This is a genomic window from Providencia sp. PROV004, assembly GCF_011045615.1.
In the GTDB taxonomy this organism is placed as follows: Bacteria; Pseudomonadota; Gammaproteobacteria; order Enterobacterales; family Enterobacteriaceae; genus Providencia; species Providencia rettgeri.
Genome location: NZ_CP042859.1, coordinates 2,827,251 through 2,844,793, shown reverse-complemented (window position 1 = coordinate 2,844,793; position 17,543 = coordinate 2,827,251). Strand labels below are relative to the sequence as shown.

The window sequence follows — 17,543 nt, the reverse complement described above, 5'->3', positions numbered from 1 at the left end:
AAGGGCAAAAGTCAATACTGTGAGCATTATCGCAGTAATTGTGATCAGATTGAAACTAAAATATAACAAACGGGCATATGCCCAAAAAAATAGCAATTATTTAATTTTAGGTTAAGGAGTCACAATGCTAAAGCAGAAATCAGTGTGGATGCACATCGGTGCTGGGTCATTTCATCGTGCTCACCAAGCGTGGTATTTGCACCGTTTGATTCAACAAGGGGATGATAGTTGGTCAATTGCCTTAGGGAATATTCGCAATGATGCGAATGCATTGCTTGATAACTTAACCAAGCAAAATGGGGAATATACCCTTGAAACAGTCTCACCTGAAGGTGAGCGTCATTATGAAAAAATTACTTCAGTGCGCAAAGTATTACATTGGGATGAGAATTTAAGCCAATTAGTGGAACAAGGCTGTGATAAAGCAACACGTGTTATTGCTTTCACGGTCACGGAGGCGGGCTATTATTTAACCCCACAGCATGAATTAGATGCAGAACAGCCAGACATTAAAGCCGATTTAACGGGCAGAATGAGCACAATATACGGTGCATTAACACAAATTTTACGCGCACGTTTAGCGGCTCATGGTGAACCTGTCACTTTGTTAAACTGTGATAATTTGCGCCACAATGGCGAACGGTTTAGACACGGCTTTTTATCGTTTCTACAATTAAAAGGTGAAACTGAGCTATACCAATGGGTGAAAGAAAATACGCGTTCGCCGAACACTATGGTTGATAGGATCACGCCTCGCCCAACACCAGATGTTGCTGAGCGTGTTAAACAGCAAACGGGTTGGGATGATAAAGCACCTATCATGGGAGAAGCATTCATTCAGTGGGTGATTGAAGATGACTTTATTAATGGACGTCCTGCATTAGAAAATGTCGATGTAGAAATGGTTGAGTCCGTTTTACCGTGGGAAGAAGCGAAAATTCGTATTCTGAATGCAAGCCACAGTTGCATTGCTTGGGCAGGAACCTTAATCGGTTTGAGCTTTATTGATGAAAGCACCCGCCAATCTGCTATCAAACAAATGGCATGGAATTATGTGACGCAGGATGTGATCCCGTCATTGTCACCAAGCCCCCTTGATTTAGAACAATACCGTGATGTAGTACTCGCGCGCTTTAGTAACCCGTATATTCAGGATACTAATCAACGTGTTGCTGCCGATGGTTTATCAAAAATTCCGGGTTTTATCACGCCAACTTTACAAGAATGCTATCAGCGCCAGCAGACTCCGGCGGCGACGGCTGTACTACCCGCTTTATTTTTCGTGTTTTTACAGCGTTGGGCTCGTGGTGAATTACCTTATGAGTATCAGGATGGTGTGCTGGATGTCGAGCTATATCAAAAAATGATGAATAGTAGTGATGCATTGTCGCAATTTGTCTCCAGTGAAATGCTATTCGCTTCACTTGCTCATGCTACCGAATTCCACGAATTGATGAGCAACACCGTTGAAAAAGTTGAAAATTGGCTCAAGTCACCTCAACAACCTCTGTAAGGAGAAAGGCGATGTACCTCGGAATTGACTTAGGCACTTCAGAACTTAAGGCTGTATTAATTAATGCTCAGGGTGAAATTGTTGCCTCAAGCCATATGGCATTAACAGTACAAAGGCCACATTCTCAGTGGGCCGAGCAATCGCCAGATAGTTGGTGGGAAGCCACCAATGCGGTTGCCGCTACCTTGCGCCAAAAAGCCCCAGAAGCATGGGCGGCAGTAAAAGCGATTGGCTTATCGGGCCAAATGCACGGTGCGGTATTATTAGACAGCCAGCACCAAGTACTTCGCGACTGTATTTTATGGAATGACACCCGCAGTGCGAAGGAATGTGAATGGCTCATGGAAAATCACCCTGAGTTTCTAACGATTGGCGCTAATTTAGTGATGCCAGGTTTCACAGCACCTAAATTATTGTGGGTTGCACGTCATGAGCCTGAAATATTCAAACAAGTTGCCAAAGTGTTGCTTCCTAAAGATTATTTACGTTGGAAAATGACCGGTCAATTTATCAGTGATATGTCTGATGCTTCAGGCACATTGTGGCTGGATGTGGCTAAGCGTGATTGGTCAGATGAATTATTAGCGGCAACTAATCTAACGCGTGAACAAATGCCGGCTTTAGTTGAAGGAGCTGAAAAAAGTGGTGTGTTACGGGCCGATTTAGCTTCGCAATGGGGTTTAAGTGCAGATGTGATTATTGCTGGTGGAGGGGGGGACAATGCAGCCTCTGCAGTGGGCGTTGGCGCAATTAATGATGGCGATGCTCTGATTTCTTTGGGGACATCTGGTGTTATTTTTGTGGTTAATAATCAACTACAAGCAGCACCACATCAGGGTGTCCATGCTTTTGCTCATGCATTACCAAATCGCTGGCACCAAATGAGTGTGATGTTAAGTGCCGCCAACTGTTTACGGTGGCTTTGCCAACTTCTTTCTACAACTGAAAATCAGCTAATGGAGGAAGTGGGGAAATTGACCGATGACCAGAAGAAGCTAGCGCCTGTATTTTTGCCTTACCTCTCAGGGGAAAGAACGCCTCATAATGACCCCTACGCAATGGGCTCATTTTTTGCGTTAAGAAATGAAACAACGCGTGCTCAGCTTGGTTATGCGGTGATTGAAGGTGTGACCTTCGCCCTGGCGGATGGCATGCAGGTTTTAACGCAAACAGGAACGCAAATTAGTCGGTGTAGCTTAACGGGGGGAGGAGCACGTAGTCCTGTTTGGGCGCAGCTGATTGCTGATGTTATCGATATACCAATTGTGACCCACCCAGCGAGTTCATCGGGAGCTTTAGGTGCGGCTCGTTTGGCATGGCTGGCAGACGGCGGTAATACAGAAACCGTGTGCCAAAAACCAGAGGTGTTAAGTACCTATTTACCGCAGAAACAGTACCAAACTTGGTTAAATCAACGGCTTGATGTTTTCCGTTTATTATACCAACAGCAAAAACAAGCAAGGGAATTATTGCCACAGTAGGCGAGTGTGGCGGTGTTTCCCTACACATCACCGCCACAGCTATCTCTTCGCGATTGATTAAAATAACAAAATTAAAATGAGGAAACTGCAATGGAACAGAAGCAGTATTGGCTTGGTCTACCTAAGCATTTGTTCTGGGGTTTTATTGCTATCGCTATTTTTATGAGTGGTGATGGCTTTGAAATGGCTTTTCTATCAAAACATATTACTGATTTAGGGTTTACACCGGCACAATCAGCGATGGTATTTACTGTCTATGGCTTAATGGCCGCTGTTGCGGCGTGGGCATCTGGTGTTGTGGCTGAAATTATCACCCCCCTAAAAGCCATGATGATCGGGTTCATTCTCTGGATTGTCATGCATGCATTGTTTATGGCGTTCGGTCTGGGCATGAAAAGCTATACCTTGATGCTACTATTTTACGGCATTCGTGGATTAGCTTATCCATTGTTTATTTATTCATTTATGATGATGTTGGTGCAAGTCATTCCTCGAGCACATCTTGCTGCCGCTACCGGTTGGTTCTGGGCGATGTATTCTGTCGGAATTGGTGTCATTGGTAGCTATTTACCTAGCTTTTCAATCCCAATGATGGGGGAAACGGGAACATTATGGATGGCAATTGGTTGGGTCGCTATTGGTGGCGCAATTGCTTATTTTAGCCTGCGTCATATTCCAGTTGATCGCTCTAAAGTTAATTTACCAATGAAAGATAAAATGGCCGAGTTATCCCGAGCTGCGACTATTTTATTCACGAATAAAGATATCTTTATGGCGAGCCTGATCCGGATTATCAACACAATTTCATTGTTTGGTTTTGCGATTATCATGCCATTATTATTTGTTGACCGCTTAGGGTTCACCATCTCTGAATGGTTACAGATTTGGGCCGTTTTCTTCTTTGTGACTATTTTTACGAATATTTTTTGGGGAATTGTTGGTGAACATATTGGTTGGGTTCGCCAGGTCAGATGGTTTGGTTGTTTAGGAATGGCAATATCCAGCTTAATGTTTTACTACTTACCCGTTTATTTTGGTCATAATTTTGCCATCGCATTAATACCTGCCATTTTATTGGGTATCTTTGTGGCTGCTTTTGTTCCAATGACTGCGGTATTCCCAAGTATTGAGCCACATCATAAAGGTGCTGCAGTTTCGATTTATAACCTTTCTGCGGGGTTAAGTAATTTTGCCGCACCAGCAATTGCCAGTTTAGTATTGCCTTTCTTTGATATTGTGGGTGTAGTGTGGGCCTATACAGGTTTGTATATCTTTGCAGGGATACTGACATTCTTTATTAAAGTGCCACAACCCGGTTTTGAAAATAATCGTAAAATAAAACCAGCTAAGGTGGCGACTGAACAACAAACCAGTCATTAATTTACTTTACCTAATATCATCAAGCCCTGTAGATAGTGAATTATCTATGGGGTTTTTTCTTTATTTAATTCACCTCTATTATTGAGACAAACTAAATTGGACATGAAGGGATATCGTCCTTTTCAAAGGTAATATAAAGAGAAACGGTTTAAAAATAAAATAAAGTAGAATATTTCCTATAAATAGAAATCTGAGTCATATTTATAAGGTGATTTTTCATCTTATTGCGATAATTATTGAAAATACAGCGCTGGACAATAGAATATAATTTCATAGATTAAAAAAACAACTATAGTCGATTTGTTTATAAATAATTACTTAAATGACATAAAATATTAGCTTCTAAACCTGCATTTAGAGAATATTAAGGTGCTTGTCCCATTTCAATGTTATATCTGACTATTTAATTCATAGCTTCCCTTTATTCCAAGCTGTTTAAATCCGGTTTTACTCTCTATACATCTGAATTTTCGGTGTTATGATGAATTTTGTTGCAAATTCGTGTGTTTGCAGCGAAATACTCTCTATATTGGTGTTTTATTGCGCCAAATAAAATTTATAATCCAATCTTAATTAAAATTAATAGTTTGTAATACTAAAAAATAATCTAATAAAAAAAGATAATTGCGGGGAAAAAGTTATGTCACAGATGTTAGCTCTGTTTCTGATAGTAGGGATATTATATATAGGGGATGCTATAGCCGTTAGAACTAAGGCGTGGATCCCATCTGTATTTGTATGTGCAGTGCTCTTCCTTTTAGGTTATTGGACTATTTTCCCGAAAGATATTGTGAGTATTGCGGGTATTCCTCAGGTGGTTGCGGTTACCTTGATGTATTTGTTAATTACAAATATGGGGACCTTATTATCGCTAAAAGAATTATTGCGCCAATGGAAAACCATTCTTATCTCTTTAGCTGGGATTCTAGGCATCATTTTATTAACCTTTATTGTTGGTATAACTTTATTTGATTTAAATACGGTATTAGTTGCAGTTCCTCCGTTGGTTGGTGGTATTGTTTCTTCGTTAATTATGTCAAAAGGTGCTGCGGAGGCAGGTCTTGTTGACCTTTCGGTTTTCGCAATTTTAATTTACGTCATGCAGGGGTTTGCAGGTTATCCATTAACTGCGGTGATGCTAAAAAAAGAAGGACGCCGAGTTTTAGAAAAATATCGCAATGGCCAATGGCAAGAAACCTTAACGGTAGACGGGGCAAAAGAGGTCGAAGTTAAAACGGTGGTACCTGAAGATGAAATGCCACGTATGTTTAAAAAAATCCCTAATCACTATAACACGAGCTATTTTAAGTTCTTACGCTTAGCTGCGGTAGGCTATTTGGCTTATTTGGCCTCATCTTATGCTGCCCCTTATGTCAGTATTAGCCCATTTGTATTGTGCTTATTATTTGGTGTTATTGCTTCTTCATTGGGTTTCTTAGAAAGACAGCCGTTACAAAAAGCTAATGGCTTTGGGTTCGCAATTATGGCCTTAATGTTGTTTATTTTTGATACATTAAACCACGCAACCCCCGATATGTTATTACGCCTAGTTTATCCGATGGTGGTGTTAATTAGTGCAGCGGTTATTGGGATGTACCTTGCATCTTGGGTGGTTGGTAAAATATTAGGCGTCACCAAAGAAATGGCATTTGCTGTTGCGCTAACTGCGTTATATGGCTTTCCAGCTGACTACATTATTACTAATGAAGCGATCAACGCGTTAACGAAAGACGAAAAAGAACGCCAAGTATTAACTGGCCATATGTTAGGGCCAATGCTAGTTGGTGGCTTTATTTCTGTGACCATGGTTTCTGTCGTATTAGCAGGTATTATGGTGGCTTATATTGTTCCAATTGCAGGGTAAAAATAATGGAAACAAGTACTTCAAGAATTCAGCGCCATTTAGAACAATTGGCAGAATACACCGCAACGCCGGGTCAGGGTACTACGCGGATGAGCTATAGCGAACAAGATAAACAAGCGCGTGATTATCTAAAACAAGAAATGCGCGCCTTAGGATTACACGTTCGTGAAGATGCTATCGGCAATATTTATGGGCGCTTAGAAGGCCAACAACCGGATTTGCCTGCAGTCATAGTCGGTTCACATTTTGATTCGGTCCCTCACGGTGGGGCATTTGATGGTCCTGCGGGAATTGTCGCCGGTTTGGATGTTGTGGCGCGTATTCGCGAACAAAATTTAACACCGAAATATCCCTTAGAAGTGATTGCGTTGGTTGAAGAAGAAGGTACCAGTTTTGGTCGTGGTTTGATGGCTTCGAGTGTAATAACCGGCCTGATTGGTACGAAAGAATTATATCAGTTAAAGGATAGGCAAGGCGTGAGTGCTGCTGCACGCATGGCCGCAGCTGGGTTCAATGCAGACAATGCAGCGCAAGCAGTTCTTAATCCTAAAAATGTCAAAGCGTTCTTAGAGCTACATATCGAACAAGGCCCAGTGTTAGAACAGGCGAATGAAGATGTAGGGATCGTAGAAACTATCGTAGGCATCAGCCAGTTAGAAATTAAATTGACAGGTAAAGCAGGCCATGCAGGTACCACACCGATGAATATGCGAGCCGATGCATTAGTGTGCGCTAGCCAAATCATTAGCCAAATCCCTGCGCTAGCAACGGCAGTGGGGGATAATACGGTGGCGACTGTGGGGCGGTTAGCGGTATTGCCGAATGGGGCTAATGTCATCCCAAGCGAAGTCACTTTTAGCGTTGATATTCGTTCCAAAAATGATATTGCGTTACGCAAGGTGATTGAGCAAGTTATTGAGTTAACTGAGCAAGTTAGCAATTCATTAGCTATTTCAAGCGATATTGTTCAGCCGTTATATGTTCAGCCAACGGAGCTCAATAGTGATATTCATCAACTGATGCAACAACATGCTAGCGACCAAAACTTACGTTTTCGTTCAATGGTCAGTGGCGCAGGGCATGACACTATGATTTTTGCAGGTATTACTCAAACAGGATTGATATTTGTGCCAAGTCGTAATGGGTTAAGCCATCATCCAGATGAATGGACGGATTATGCACAAATTGCAAGAGGTGCAGATGTGATGTTTGCTACTGTTAAGTCATTAATAGAATGCTAATTAATAAATAAACCAGGTAAATCATCTGGTTGTGTAATAGGGTAAAAAGGTAGAAAAATGATCAACAAAACAATTACAGCGGCAATCAAAAAACACACACCGGAAATGATTGCTTTTCGTCGTGATCTACACGCTCACCCTGAACTACCGTTTGAAGAAATACGTACTACAAAACGTATTGCAGAAGAATTAGACAAAATTGGAATAGCGTATCGATTAACCGAACCGACAGGTGTTATTGCTGAAATTAAAGGCGGTAAGCCAGGTAAAACAGTTGCTCTGCGTGCAGATATAGACGCATTACCCGTTTTGGAATTGAACGATTCATTAGAATATAAATCGACTATTGAAGGTAAAATGCATGCTTGTGGCCATGATGCGCATACGGCAATGCTATTAACCGCAGCTAAAGCGTTGTATGAAGTACGTGAAGAATTAGCCGGTAATGTGCGTTTGATTTTCCAACCCGCAGAAGAAATTGCTCAAGGCGCATTAGCCATGATCAAACAAGGCGCAATCGAAAATGTGGATAACGTTTTTGGTATGCACATTTGGACAACCACACCATCAGGAAAAGTATCTTGTAATGTGGGAGGCTCTTTTGCTTCCGCAGATTTACTAAAAGTCACCTTTAAAGGCCGTGGTGGTCATGGTTCTATGCCAGAGGCCACCATTGACGCTGCGGTTGTTGCTTCTGCATTTGTCATGAATTTACAAGCGATTGTTTCCCGTGAAACGTCTTCTTTAGACTCAGCCGTGGTCACGATAGGTAAAATGGATGTCGGGACACGTTTCAATGTTATCGCTGAAAATGCAGTATTGGACGGCACGGTACGTTGTTTTGATATCGAAACTCGTAACCGTATCGAAGCTGCGATCCGTCGTTATGCAGAGCATACAGCGGCTATTTATGGGGCGACTGCGCATGTTGATTATATCTATGGGACATTGCCTGTTATTAATGAGGAGCGTAGTGCGCTACTGGCTCAGTCAGTGATTTCACAAGCTTTTGGTGAACAAGCTCTGATTAATGAAAGACCGACACCGGGCGGTGAAGACTTCAGCTTCTACATTGAAAATATCCCAGGGTGCTTTGCTTTGTTAGGCACAGGAAATGCCGAAAAAGACACTCAATGGGCGCATCATCATGGCTGCTTTAATATTGATGAAGACACGATGGCGACAGGGGCTGAACTTCATGCGCAATATGCGTGGAGTTATTTACAGCAACAGGAATTTTAATTGAGTATGTTAATGCTATTAGGGCTAGTTATTTTGCCAATACCGGGGTTACCACTAGCCCTACTGCCTATTTATTTTGCCTATTAAGATTGGTTAAAACTGCGAATAGCGGCCTATTGTATGGCTGCTATTTGTCGTGATGAATAAAAATAGCTTCTCTTAAACGCTGTTGTTGTTCAAAACGTTGTTCTTGGTTGATTTGCTGATCATGGGATAGCTGCATTAGCATTTCATTCATATTATGAACTGAGCTTTCTTCAATCAGTTGATTTATTTTTTCAACAATTTCATCATAGTAGGACATAAAGCAGGCTCCAATTAATATTCACTAAAGTTATCATAACGCAAAATTTAATGGGTTAGATAGGTGATTAATTCTGTTTATCGATCACCATAACTGCCATCGTATTGGGTTCTAAGGCTCGCATTATATGCGGCTCATCTCCGGGGTAGTGAATATAGTCCCCAACCTGTAACTCAACAGGGTTATCCAATGGGCCGACTAACGCTCTGCCGGACATAATAATGATGTGCTCGCTGACACCATGCATATGAGGCTCTGAAATACGGTCACGACCGGGCTGGGCAACCACAGTATAAATATCACGTCGCGAATCAGCAGGGGCTGATGAGAGCAAAAAGGCCAAATAGTTCGCGTGTTCAGCGCTGACCGGTATCGCCTCCCCATGACGGATCACAGTGACAGCCTCTTGTTTTTCTTCAATTAATCGCGCAAAAGGAATGTCTAAAGCCACACAAAGTGCCCATAAAGTTTCAATGCTTGGGTTACCGCTACCAGATTCCAATTGAGAAAGTGTAGATTTAGCGATACCGGCTTTGCGAGATAGTTCTGATAGGGATAGCCCGCTTTTTTGTCTTTCACGACTAAGGGCTTTCGAAATCAACTCAATGGGCGGGGAAGGTAGATTCAATTTTAATTTTCCTATTTAGATTGCACTTTATACTATCTATCGACATAATGAACGAATGTATTATATATCGAACGGTCTAGGGATGCTAACTTCAATAAGCTCAACATTAAATCATAGCACAGTGAAAAATATAGCTCTTGTCTGTTTTGCTGACTTAATTGTCGGCATTTCTTATGGCGCTTTAGCGCTTTCGCAAGGTTTTGATTGGTGGGTACCACTTACTTTATCTATTTTAGTGCTCGCAGGGGCGTCTGAGTTTTTGTTTATTGGTGTTATTTTTGCAGGAGGTAGCCCGCTTTCTGCTGCACTTGCGGGGTTGTTAGTCAATTCACGACATATCCCTTTTAGTTTTGCAACTAACGAATTAACGGGGAAAGGAGCGAAGTCATTACTGGGCTACCATATTATGAACGATGAGAGTGTTGTATTTGGTTTAGCACAAGAAACTGAATCAGAAAAACGCGCAGCTTTTTGGTTGTGTGGGATCGGTATTCTATTGTGTTGGCCAATAGGGGTCGTGATAGGTGAAGTCTTGGGTAGCTTTATTAGTGATACGCATATATATGGGATGGATGCGATGTTTCCTGCAATTATTTTAGCGCTTTCATTACCTGCGTTATCGGATAAACGCCTGCGGTTAGCTGCCATTATTGGTGCAGTTATTGCGGTTGCAACCACACCAGTATTACCCGCGGGGATCCCTGTATTACTGGCATTATTGAGCTTGGTTATTTATATAAGGAAATAATAATGACAAATAACCCATGGTTAATTATTAGCGGTATTTTGTTGTTGGCGGCAGGTACTTATTTAATGCGAGCGTCAGGTGCTTTGTTGCGCGGCCGAGTGGTACTTTCTGAAAATAGTAAAATGTTATTTTCAGCAGCAGCCATTGTCATTTTATTCTCAGTGGCAGCGACGTCGACATTATTTTCCGGTGATGAGATTTCTGATTGGCCTAAAATTGTAGGCGTGCTGGTGGCAGGGGTACTAACGTGGTTTAAAAAGCCATTTATTATCATTGTTTTGTCAGCTGCGATTGTGACTGCGTTACTTAGGTTATTCTAAATAAGGTTATTCTAATTAGAGTTAATCTGAATAGCGCATATTTATATAGCTTATATAAGCTAGAGCAGATAAAAAAGTGACCCCGACTTGAAGAGAGTTGGGGTCACTGAAATTTACTCAGTGAGATCTTTTATTGTTTCAGAAGAGCCATTTTTTTGGACAGAGGCAATCCCTTTTAGCGCAGATTGCTTGGAAGCATACATTTCACTTTTAGCAATCACTTCATGATTTGCTGCTTTTAAAACGAAATAGTAAGGCTGAGCAACGTCTTTAGTGGATTTTTTTAATTCAAAATACCCCATGTTAAGCTCCTGATTTTCTATTGAAAGGATGTCAAACAAAGTGTTAATAGGTAGCTGATATTAACAATCTGCTTGAATTAAGATTAGTCGCTATTAGGTGTTATTACTAGGGGAAAAGATTCAATTCGGATAAACTTTTTTTAAAAAAAAGCCTCTGGGAAGCAGAGGCAATCGTAGGATATATAGAACTCTTTATTATCTGACTAAAATATCGGCTTTTTCTTGTAACAGCTATCTGGTTGTACTTATCGATATAAAAGGTTTTGCCGATAACTTCATTAATCCTCATTGATACTAACTGTTACTTTGCAGTTGGAGCACCAATTGGTTCTGGTGTTGGCATGGTATTCATTGGTTTAAATTCAGGGACTTCCATCACTGTAACTTTGACAATATAGCGTTTGCCATCTTCAATTTTAGGCGCACTATTGGCCAGTTTTTTTACAGTTTCATTCGGTGTCGTCGTTTGTTCTGCAACGCTGTATACCATATTGTGATGGTTACCCATGTGCTGACGAGGCATTTTTTGGTTCACACCATTTGCTGCCGCAGTAAAACCGACGGTTAATAATGCTAAGGCTAATAAGCTTGTATTTAATTTTTTCATTTCAGTTTCCTCTGTATTGGTGATGAGCAAATCATTGACCAATTCATTTCGTCTCGCAATTGCTTTTACCTCCCCTGACGGAAGCTCCATAATTACTGCACTTTTTATTCAAGCTTATTCCATAATTTTTATAAAACAGTAGGTTAGTAGACGATAATTTACTTTTTTAGACCACTTGTGCTAATGCAAATTTCAGTGCTGGAGACATCAAAGGGGATAGTCTAGGATGGTAAGTTAGGTTCAACAAAACTCTAACAAAGTGAGTGTGTATGTCAGATAAAAAAATTCCCCTTTCGTTGCTCGACCTTGCACCAATCATTCAGGGTTCGACAGCGAAAGAGGCCTTTGCTCATTCTCTTGATATTGCCCAACTAGCCGAAAAACTCGGTTATCATCGTTATTGGCTTGCGGAACACCATAATATGACAGGGATTGCAAGTGCGGCCACCTCGGTATTAATCGGCTATCTTGCTGCTAATACGCGCACTTTACGTTTAGGTTCTGGTGGTGTCATGTTACCGAATCATTCACCGTTGGTGATTGCAGAGCAATTTGGCACGCTAAATACACTTTACCCTGAACGTATCGATTTAGGCATAGGGCGTGCACCAGGAAGTGATCAACGGACGATGCAAGCTTTACGTCGCCATATGAACACGGATATCGATAATTTCCCGCAAGATGTAGCGCAAATTATTAATTGGTTTGATGCCATAAACCCAGATCCAGCAGTGCGTCCAGTACCGGGGTTTGGCGAAAAAATTCCAGTTTGGTTGCTAGGGTCGAGTTTATACAGTGCAAGGTTAGCTGCGCAGATGGGGCTCCCTTTTGCTTTTGCCTCTCATTTTGCACCTGATTTGCTATTACAAGCGTTGGATGTTTATCGTGCTAATTTCCAGCCATCGCAGAGACTACCTAAGCCGTATGCAATGGTTTGCATCAATATCATTGCCGCAGAGACTCAACGTGAAGCGGAATTTTTATTTACATCGATGCAGCAAGCCTTTGTCATGCTACGTCGTGGCCAACCCTCTCAACTTCCTGCACCAGTCGAGAGCATGGAAAACATTTGGTCACCTGCCGAGGAATTTGGTGTTCAACAAGCATTAGGGATGTCACTGGTAGGGGATAAAACCAAGGTACGCCATGGGTTGGAAACGATATTGAGGCAAACTCAAGCGGATGAAATTATGGTTAATGGCCAAATTTTTGATCATCAAGCTCGTTTGCACTCTTTTGAGTTAGCGATGCAGGTAATGAACGAAATTATGTAATGTATATAGCTGAGCGGTTAACACCAGTGCAAGGACGCATTTTTCAGACTTGATGCAAAAAAGAGATAACCCAGAAAAATCTGGGTCATTGACGGCTAGCAAGCTATTTGTGGTTGATGAGGCTCTAAGGGGGGTAAACCGTGAGCAGCACGCGCTCTATCGCAGGCTTCGTTGTAAACACCGTCCTGCCAAGATTGTTCGAACTCACGACACGGTGTGGGTCTTTGTGCATAAATCGAACAAGACACACACTCACCAATAGTGCCCTCTAAAGCAGTACAGCGGGTATTTTGTTTTTGATTGGTGCCATGCATACAACTCATAAATGGGGTAATTTGCTCAGTTAAATGTTGTGGTACAACACCACCGCCACTTTCTGCCTCAGCCCAATAAAAAGAGACACGAAAATAGGCACAACATGCACCGCAGCTTACACAAGGGTTTTCAGAAGACGCAGTTTTTAGGATATGGACATTATTAGTCATATTAAAAAACCATAAATGATGTTGATAAAATACCCATAGGAAATGGGTTGACGCAACACAAGCAGGAAGCTCAAGAAAACGTTGCTCAGGCTTTATTATCTTACGTAATTCCAGTTTATTGCAATATTATTTAGCACAAAAAACTGGTTTTTTTAATGTTCACCAAGATTAATAAAATTGACGTATTTGTGATAACCATAAAAAAACCTGCCAGAAGGCAGGTTTTTGTTTGAACTATGATGACAAATTAAACGTGTTTTAAATCTGCGTCATCATTTTGGTTGAATATCGCTTTATCGGTTTCACCCATCAATTGGCTAGTGACAGTACCTGCTGTCATTGAACCACTGACATTCAACGCAGTACGGCCCATATCAATTAATGGCTCAACTGAGATTAACAGAGCAACTAATGTGACAGGTAAGCCCATTGCGGGTAGTACAATTAACGCTGCAAAAGTTGCACCGCCACCAACACCAGCAACCCCTGCTGAACTGATAGTAACAATACCGACTAATGTCGCAATCCACAGTGGATCGAATGGGTTGATTCCCATTGTCGGTGCTACCATTACCGCTAACATTGCAGGGTAGATACCTGCACAACCATTTTGCCCAATCGTTGCACCAAAAGATGCTGAGAAACTAGCAATGGACTCAGGGATACCGAAACGACGTGTTTGTGTTTCAATATTCAGTGGAATACTTGCTGCACTTGAACGACTCGTGAATGCAAAGGTTAACACTGGCCCAGCTTTTTTAAAGAATTTAATCGGGTTTAAGCCTGTTGTCGCAACTAAAATACCGTGTATGACAAACATAATGCCTAATGCAACATAAGAGGCAATAACAAAGGTTCCTAAGTTGATGATGTCATGTAAGTTTGAACTTGCTACAACTTTAATCATCAGCGCCATCACACCATACGGCGTTAAACGCATTACTAAGCGAACTAATTTCATTGCCCAAGCTTGCATAACATCAATTGCAGCTAAGGCTTTTTCACCACGCTCTTTATCATCTTTAAACAATTGTAGTGCGGCAACGCCGAGGAAGGCAGCAAAAATAACGACACTAATAATCGATGTTGGATTTGCTCCAGTTAAATCCGCAAATGGATTTTTTGGAATAAATGATAAAATTAATTGAGGTACGGTTAAGTCAGAAACTTTCCCAATATAATTGCTTTCTATTGCAGATAAGCGAGCAGTTTCAGATTGACCTTGAACTAAACCTTCTGCGGTCAGGCCGAATACATTGGCAATTAAAATACCAACTAACGCAGCAATAGCAGTGGTAAATAACAAAGTGCCAATTGTTAAAAAGCTAATTTTACCCAGTGAAGAGGCTTTATGTAATCTTGCCACCGCACTTAGAATTGAAGCAAATACCAATGGCATAATCACCATTTGTAATAGCTGCACATACCCATTTCCGACAATATTAAACCACAGAATGGAGTCTTTTACCGTTTGGTGGCCACTACCGTACACGAGGTGCAGTATTACCCCATAGGCAACACCGAAAACCAGACCGACTAAAACTTTTTTAGATAGGCTCCAGCCTTTAGCCCCTAGTTTTGCCAACAGTATTAGTAGTGCTACAAAGCCGAGCACATTAATAATTAGAGGAATATTCATTCCGAACTCCAAATCATATTTTTATAAGGTGTGTTACTTGCCCTTTAATCCTTATTTGTTATAAGGATTTAGTTACTTCAAACAACTGGTTATATGTTATCAGCTGATAAAACACATTTCTTATACCAAAAAGTAATAAGATAGTATTATTCATACTTACATTATATGACAAAACTATAAATTATGTAGGGAAGTATGTATCTATTTGATTATGAATGTATTTTATAATCACATCAACGTGATTATAAAAATCGAATTGGTAACCTGCGGGTAATAAGCAGGCACAAACGGTCAAAATAATGGCAACAAAGCGTTCTCCACGTTGGCTATTTTTACCGCGGATCATGGGAAAACAAAAACGTTGGGGGAGTGGCCATAGTAACGGTACCCCCGAAGGCGTGAGCATATCGGCGACTAGATGGCTGATATAACCCAATAAAAAGGCTTGGATAATATCATTTGGGATTGCCCATTCTTTAGGTACCCATTGATAACAAGAAATCATCAATAGAAACCATGCAACTAGGCTATGAGTAAACCCACGGTGCCCACAAAGCTTGGAAATGGGTAATGAGAAAATCCGCAGTAATCGACCAGGAATTGAGGAGGGGTGGTCAATATCGGGCAATAATGCGCCTAATAAGGCTCCTGGAACCATGTGCAGCCAATCACCATGAGCAATCTCTGGGGTGATTTGAAGTTTATGAGCCATTATTAAAGAGGCGACGGAAAAAAGCAGATGCCCTTCAGCTGTCATGGTGGATAAAATACCATCTGTTTATCTATACAGTTGATTGGCAGTATAAAGTGTTTGAAAAGAATATGATAGTACTAGAAAGGTAAAAAAACTCTTATTTATTAGCAGATAAGGAAAGGATTTTATAAATTAACACAATTCCCCTACCTAAGTTAGATAGGGGAGAACACTTCTTAGACACACAAAGTATTCTTAACGTAAATGTTCAGCCTTTAAGTCATTCAGTGAGGCTAGTTTGATATCGGCTAAACCAAAGCGCGGATCATTAAAATGCTTGCTGTCAGGTACCACAATTGAACGCATTCTGGCCGCTTTTGCAGAAATCATACCGTTAAATGAATCTTCTAATGATGCGCAATTGACCGGTTTAGTTGATAACTCAGCTGCTGCTTTAAGATAAACTTCAGGATGAGGTTTACTCAAGGGTAAATTAGCCGCAGAAATAACCGCAGAGAAATAATCACGAATATCCAGAAGGTTTAATACTTTTTCCAACATGTATAAAGGAGAAGCAGAAGCCAGGGCAATTTTTAAATCCATTGACCGGCAAAGTTCCATGGCATGTTGCACACCGGGTAGAATAGGGCGAGTTTCTTCAACTAAGCCAACAACACGGTCAATGATGCGTTGTGTGGCTTCTTCTTGGCTGCATCCTTGCCAAGGGGAAGCGTGGTACCAAAGCTCCACCACATGGTCAATACGTAAACCTAAGGTATCAGGCAGGGTATCAGCAATTGAAACGTCGACACCCAATTGTGAAAAAATCTCAAGTTCAGCCTGTGCCCAAAAAGGTTCCGAGTCGATCAGTAAACCATCCATATCAAAAATGACCGATTGGATGGGAAGATTATGGTACATGTCAAAACTCCATTCATGTCGTATCTATTAACGAAGGAGCAATGATATCAGTAAACAGGCTTCAAGCGTATTACTTGAGGTCAGTATTAGGGCAATATTGAAGAATTATCGGACAGCATGAAGTAAAAATATAATGATAATTAATAACCATACTATTTTGATTAGTCTGAAAGTCTAAATATTGTTATCAATTATGAATTGAAATTTGGAGACGATGACTTTTTTCAGCTATGATTAGCGTTGAAAAATCATTGTAAAAATTTATCAAAAATAATAACGCTGAGGAAAAGCAGTAATGAATTACCATAATGCCAATTATGTCGCAATCGGCAAACGTATTCTGGGTTGGGTTGTTTTTCTGTTAGCATTAATTTCGACATTGGCGTCTTTAATTAAACTGGCTGGCATGAAGGGGCTTGCAGGTGAAGGGATCAATGCAGTCGCTAATGATTTTATTAAATTAATGGCGGAAATGGCCCGTCAAACTACGCCTTTCCTAAATTTCTTTTGGAATAACTCACCAGTACCTCAAGTTGCTAATGGGTTTTCTGGCAGCAATATCGGCTTTATCATCATTTTTATTTTTATTTTTGTTGGGCTTGCATTAAGTGCATCAGGTTTGCGCATGTACCGACAAATTAAGTTTATCCGTGAAAGCTTAGAAGACCACGTGATTATAGAAAAAGCAAAAGGCATAGACATCTCAAAAGAAGAACTAGAAGCTAAGGTAACTATTCCACGTCACACCATTTTCTCTCAATTTTTTCTTCTTTATTTTTGGCCAATTGTATTGGGGGTTGGCTTGTATTTTCTTCTACGCTTCCTTAACTGGTAATTTTCGTCATACGTCACGTTATGAGGGTGTTGGCTGCGTTTAGCTACTCGGGTCACATACTGATG

General features: G+C 40.9%; 18 protein-coding genes. 10 read left to right on the top strand and 8 right to left on the bottom strand.

Features of this window, described 5'->3' with window-relative positions:
* Window positions 1-124: 124 nt before the first annotated feature.
* The 6 genes from dalD to FVA69_RS12805 all read left to right on the top strand — a co-directional run bounded on the left by dalD (window position 125) and on the right by FVA69_RS12805 (window position 8,721).
* Window positions 125-1,513: a D-arabinitol 4-dehydrogenase gene (dalD, locus tag FVA69_RS12830; RefSeq protein WP_104872953.1), complete on the top strand. Its 1,389-nt coding sequence runs from the start codon at window positions 125-127 to the stop codon at window positions 1,511-1,513.
* An 11-nt stretch (window positions 1,514-1,524) separates the two neighbouring features.
* Complete coding sequence (xylB, locus tag FVA69_RS12825; protein ID WP_115167400.1) at window positions 1,525-2,994, top strand: xylulokinase; 1,470 nt, start codon at window positions 1,525-1,527, stop codon at window positions 2,992-2,994.
* A 90-nt stretch (window positions 2,995-3,084) separates the two neighbouring features.
* Complete coding sequence (locus tag FVA69_RS12820) at window positions 3,085-4,374, top strand: MFS transporter (RefSeq protein ID WP_004910288.1); 1,290 nt, start codon at window positions 3,085-3,087, stop codon at window positions 4,372-4,374.
* A 640-nt stretch (window positions 4,375-5,014) separates the two neighbouring features.
* The gene (locus FVA69_RS12815) at window positions 5,015-6,238 is read left to right on the top strand and encodes a hypothetical protein (protein ID WP_109911234.1); all 1,224 of its coding nucleotides are present in this window, start codon (window positions 5,015-5,017) and stop codon (window positions 6,236-6,238) included.
* A gap of 5 nt (window positions 6,239-6,243) precedes the next feature.
* On the top strand, window positions 6,244-7,479 hold the full coding sequence (locus FVA69_RS12810) for a Zn-dependent hydrolase (RefSeq protein ID WP_109911235.1): 1,236 nt from the start codon (window positions 6,244-6,246) through the stop codon (window positions 7,477-7,479).
* A 57-nt stretch (window positions 7,480-7,536) separates the two neighbouring features.
* A complete protein-coding gene (locus tag FVA69_RS12805) occupies window positions 7,537-8,721 on the top strand; it encodes an amidohydrolase (protein WP_004910295.1) in 1,185 nt (394 codons plus the stop codon).
* Window positions 8,722-8,848: 127 nt separating this feature from the next.
* Here the strand turns inward: FVA69_RS12805 and FVA69_RS12800 are convergent, their stop codons facing one another.
* Window positions 8,849-9,025 carry a DUF2526 family protein gene (locus FVA69_RS12800; RefSeq protein WP_004910298.1) on the bottom strand — a complete coding sequence of 59 codons (177 nt, stop codon included), beginning with the start codon at window positions 9,023-9,025 and terminating at the stop codon, window positions 8,849-8,851.
* 67 nt (window positions 9,026-9,092) lie between these two features.
* The gene (locus FVA69_RS12795; protein WP_004910302.1) at window positions 9,093-9,653 is read right to left on the bottom strand and encodes a helix-turn-helix domain-containing protein; all 561 of its coding nucleotides are present in this window, start codon (window positions 9,651-9,653) and stop codon (window positions 9,093-9,095) included.
* 82 nt (window positions 9,654-9,735) lie between these two features.
* Here FVA69_RS12795 and FVA69_RS12790 point away from each other — a divergent pair, with 82 nt between their 5' ends.
* Both FVA69_RS12790 and FVA69_RS12785 read left to right on the top strand, forming a co-directional pair.
* On the top strand, window positions 9,736-10,401 hold the full coding sequence (locus tag FVA69_RS12790; RefSeq protein ID WP_117162016.1) for an AzlC family ABC transporter permease: 666 nt from the start codon (window positions 9,736-9,738) through the stop codon (window positions 10,399-10,401).
* A gap of 2 nt (window positions 10,402-10,403) precedes the next feature.
* Window positions 10,404-10,721 (top strand): AzlD domain-containing protein, encoded by a 318-nt coding sequence (locus FVA69_RS12785; protein WP_004910308.1) that lies wholly within the window; start codon window positions 10,404-10,406, stop codon window positions 10,719-10,721.
* A 113-nt stretch (window positions 10,722-10,834) separates the two neighbouring features.
* Here FVA69_RS12785 and FVA69_RS12780 read toward each other — a convergent pair whose 3' ends face one another.
* Window positions 10,835-11,023 (bottom strand): YegP family protein, encoded by a 189-nt coding sequence (locus FVA69_RS12780; RefSeq protein ID WP_004263611.1) that lies wholly within the window; start codon window positions 11,021-11,023, stop codon window positions 10,835-10,837.
* A 301-nt stretch (window positions 11,024-11,324) separates the two neighbouring features.
* Window positions 11,325-11,720, bottom strand: coding sequence for a hypothetical protein (locus tag FVA69_RS12775; protein ID WP_109911236.1), 396 nt, complete (start codon window positions 11,718-11,720; stop codon window positions 11,325-11,327).
* A gap of 179 nt (window positions 11,721-11,899) precedes the next feature.
* On the opposite strand from FVA69_RS12775, the gene FVA69_RS12770 reads away from it, so the two are divergent.
* On the top strand, window positions 11,900-12,904 hold the full coding sequence (locus tag FVA69_RS12770; protein ID WP_164528921.1) for a luciferase-like monooxygenase: 1,005 nt from the start codon (window positions 11,900-11,902) through the stop codon (window positions 12,902-12,904).
* 95 nt (window positions 12,905-12,999) lie between these two features.
* On the opposite strand, the gene FVA69_RS12765 is transcribed toward FVA69_RS12770, so the two are convergent.
* The 4 genes from FVA69_RS12765 to hxpB all read right to left on the bottom strand — a co-directional run bounded on the left by FVA69_RS12765 (window position 13,000) and on the right by hxpB (window position 16,643).
* Window positions 13,000-13,389, bottom strand: a complete 390-nt coding sequence (locus FVA69_RS12765; RefSeq protein ID WP_004910319.1) for a YkgJ family cysteine cluster protein — start codon at window positions 13,387-13,389, stop codon at window positions 13,000-13,002.
* A 247-nt stretch (window positions 13,390-13,636) separates the two neighbouring features.
* The gene (locus FVA69_RS12760) at window positions 13,637-15,028 is read right to left on the bottom strand and encodes an L-cystine transporter (protein ID WP_004910323.1); all 1,392 of its coding nucleotides are present in this window, start codon (window positions 15,026-15,028) and stop codon (window positions 13,637-13,639) included.
* 181 nt (window positions 15,029-15,209) lie between these two features.
* Entirely contained in the window at window positions 15,210-15,785 is a 576-nt protein-coding gene (locus FVA69_RS12755) for a metal-dependent hydrolase (protein WP_109911238.1), read from the bottom strand.
* 192 nt (window positions 15,786-15,977) lie between these two features.
* A complete protein-coding gene (gene hxpB, locus FVA69_RS12750) occupies window positions 15,978-16,643 on the bottom strand; it encodes a hexitol phosphatase HxpB (RefSeq protein ID WP_123382036.1) in 666 nt (221 codons plus the stop codon).
* 295 nt (window positions 16,644-16,938) lie between these two features.
* On the opposite strand from hxpB, the gene FVA69_RS12745 reads away from it, so the two are divergent.
* Window positions 16,939-17,478 carry a YniB family protein gene (locus FVA69_RS12745; protein WP_004910331.1) on the top strand — a complete coding sequence of 180 codons (540 nt, stop codon included), beginning with the start codon at window positions 16,939-16,941 and terminating at the stop codon, window positions 17,476-17,478.
* Window positions 17,479-17,543 lie beyond the last annotated feature (65 nt).